Origin of the sequence: Aliiruegeria lutimaris (assembly GCF_900099935.1) — a bacterium.
GTDB lineage: Bacteria > Pseudomonadota > Alphaproteobacteria > Rhodobacterales > Rhodobacteraceae > Tropicimonas > Tropicimonas lutimaris.
The window spans coordinates 1-2,851 of record NZ_FNEK01000162.1 but is presented as its reverse complement, the minus strand read 5'-3'; the positions used below and the strand labels follow the sequence as shown (position 1 = coordinate 2,851).

1 protein-coding gene and 2 pseudogenes are annotated in these 2,851 nt (G+C 58.9%); 2 read left to right on the top strand and 1 reads right to left on the bottom strand.

Annotated features, from left to right (window positions below; translation table 11 throughout):
• Window positions 1–240 precede the first annotated feature (240 nt).
• Window positions 241–839 (top strand): annotated as a pseudogene (locus BLR85_RS28085) (IS3 family transposase); the annotation flags it as partial.
• A 247-nt stretch (window positions 840–1,086) separates the two neighbouring features.
• Here BLR85_RS28085 and BLR85_RS28080 read toward each other — a convergent pair.
• On the bottom strand, window positions 1,087–2,100 hold the full coding sequence (locus tag BLR85_RS28080; RefSeq protein ID WP_093165152.1) for an IS110 family RNA-guided transposase: 1,014 nt from the start codon (window positions 2,098–2,100) through the stop codon (window positions 1,087–1,089).
• Between the two features lie 91 nt (window positions 2,101–2,191).
• Between BLR85_RS28080 and BLR85_RS28075 the strand changes: the two are divergent.
• A pseudogene (locus BLR85_RS28075) lies at window positions 2,192–2,488 on the top strand (integrase core domain-containing protein); the annotation flags it as partial.
• Window positions 2,489–2,851: the final 363 nt, after the last annotated feature.

Here is a 2,851-nt window from a genome sequence, read left to right as displayed (position 1 = left end):
CCTCCATCCCAACCAAGCACGGTGGCAGGGACCGGAACAGGGCGAACAATTGCGGTCGTGTGTATTTCCGCCGCTTCACGATGTTGCCCGCGCCGTCCATGGCGATGAGGTGAAAGACGTTCTTGCCAAGATCGATCCCAACAACTGCAATCTCTGTCATTGTCCATTCCTCCTGTATTACTCTCCCATGGAAGGATGGCTGGCATAGCGCTCCTCTGGGAAGGGCGGACCATCCCATTACTTCTGAGCCCTTCGCGTCGGCGCAGATGCATCGACCATGTGCGACAGGAACTGGGCGTCTCGGAGCGCCGTGCCTGTCGCACATTGGGGCAGCACAGATCCACGCAACGCAAGGTTCCACAAGGGCGTCCTGATGAGGCACGCCTGACGGACGACATCATCGAACTGGCGAGACAGTATGGCCGCTACGGCTATCGCCCGGTGACGGCGCTGCTGAACCAGGCCGGGTGGTGTGTGAACCACAAGCGGGTCGAGCGCATTTGGAAACGTGAAGGGCTGAAGGTTCCGCCGAAGCAACGAAAGAAAGGACGGCTGTGGCTGAACGATGGATCTTGCCCCGGTTGCGACCGGAACGCCCGAACCACGTCTGGTCCTATGATTTCGTTCAGGATCGCACACATGACGGGCGGGTGTATAGAACACTCAACATCATCGATGAGTTCACCAGGGAGGCGCTGATGATCCGTGTGGATCGGAAGCTCAACTCGACCGATGTGGTCGATGCGCTGACGGACCTGTTCATCCTGCGCGGGCCGCCGGACTACATACGATCCGACAATGGCCCGCTCGCCGTTGTTGCTCGAACCATGTATGGATGGCGCCCGCGGGGCAAGTCTGCTTCGATGCGATTTTGGCGTCTGGTCGGGTGCGGCCATGTATACGGCGTCTGAGTTGCAGCACGGTGGCTGCGCGCCTTGATGTATTCCGCGGTCGCTTCGGTCCCAATCAATGGCACGCGCGTCGATGCGCTCCGGTTCGAACAGGGTGTCCTCTGCGATATGTCCACCATTCGTCATCATCTCACGATGCACTTGCCTTTCCATCGTGGTTTGCCCCAGGTTGCGTTCAGGTGGCCTGGGCCACCTGGAATTCCGTTCCGTCCCGAAGGAGCGCATAGACAGTCCGGCTCATACGATTGGCCAGCGCAATCGCCGCCTGCTTGGGTTTCTTGCGCTGAATGATCCCCCACAGCCAGTTGTTGCCCGGTTTGCCGCGGCGGCGTGCGCTGACCTGCGCCATGGCGCCGAGGTATAGCAGGCGACGAAGGTAGCTGTTGCCCATCTTCGAGATCCGTCCCGGCCGTTCCTTGCCACCCGATGAATGGGGCTTTGGTGTTAGACCGATCCAAGCCGAGAGATCGCGGCCAGACCTGAAGTCCGAGATGTCGGGCAGCGCGGCGACCAGCGCATCGGCGGATATTGGGCCGATACCCGGGATCGTTTGCAGGCGCCGCGCGGCCTCGTCGGTTACCGCGTTGCGGGGCACCTCGCTAGTCAAGTCTTCAATCTGCTTCTGCGTGTCGGTCAACTGGCCGGCCAACAGGTTCAATGCCTTGCGCGCCGGGACCGGCAGCTTTGCCTCATCGCAGGCCGCAATCAGCCGATCTATTTTGTGGATCCCCTTTGGAATGACAATTCCGAACTCGCCCAAATGCGCCCGGATCGCATTCACGATCTGCGTCCGCTGGCGCTCCTGGAACTCGCGCGCCTTGTGGATGACCAACCGGCCCTGCGTCGCCTCCGATTTCGTTGGCACGAACCGCATCGACGGGCGCGTAACGGCTTCGCAGATCGCCTCCGCATCGGCTTGGTCGGTCTTGCCTCTCTTCACATAGCCCTTCACGTAGCTTGGCTGCATCAGCCGGACCTCATGCCCCAGTTCGGCCAACGCGCGTGCCCAGTTATGCGCACTTGCGCAAGCTTCCATGCCGACCAGGCAGCCAGGCATAGTCTGGAAGAACTCCAGCATCTGGCTGTGCCGGAGTTGACGGCGAAGAACGACATTCCCTTCAGAACTCACGCCGTGCAACTGGAAAACGGATTTCGCCAGATCGACTCCGATTGTGGTAATCTCGTTCATGGGTGGGTCCCGTCATTGGTGATTCTGTACAGCACCCAATGTGGCACATTGCGATTCCGGAAGCGGGCGCCATCCACTCCATCAATGGCGCAACAAGGCTCGCTTCATTGCGCAGAAGGTCCGAGACTGGATCTCCGCTGTCGGAGCAAAGACCGCATACATCACGCCTGGATCACCCTGGGAGAATGGGTACTGCGAGAGCTTCAATGCCCAGTTCCGCGACGAGCTGCTCAACGGGGAGATATTCTACTCGCTGAAGGAAGCAACGATCCTGATCGAAGAATGGAGGAAACACTACAATACAGTCCGGCCTCACAGCGCCCTGGGATACCGACCACCGGCTCCCGAAAGCGTTGTCCTGATGGACCAAAGGCCGGTCATGCACTAACAATCAAACCGGGCCACCCAATGGGGGCATTCCTTGGACTCTTAGATCATAACGTTATGTGAAAGGGGGTCTCAGAACACCGGTTACAGTCAGACCTCCCTTTTGGAAGGTTGAATCAGAACTCATAGCAAATGGGAAACCTGAATCTCAACAGGCACTAAGCTATCCAGTCCTCCCCCAAGAAAAACACCCCGAATTAATCGGGGTGTTTTCTCGCGGTAAGTGTTCAGGCTGGCATGGATAAATTTCCAGCCTTACGAAATCTATCCGTAGAGGTAGCTCCAGCCGTCAAGGTAGGTCCAGCCGTGGTCCCAGCCGATGGTGAAGTCCCAGCCGTAGCCGTAGCCATAGGTCCAGCCACCG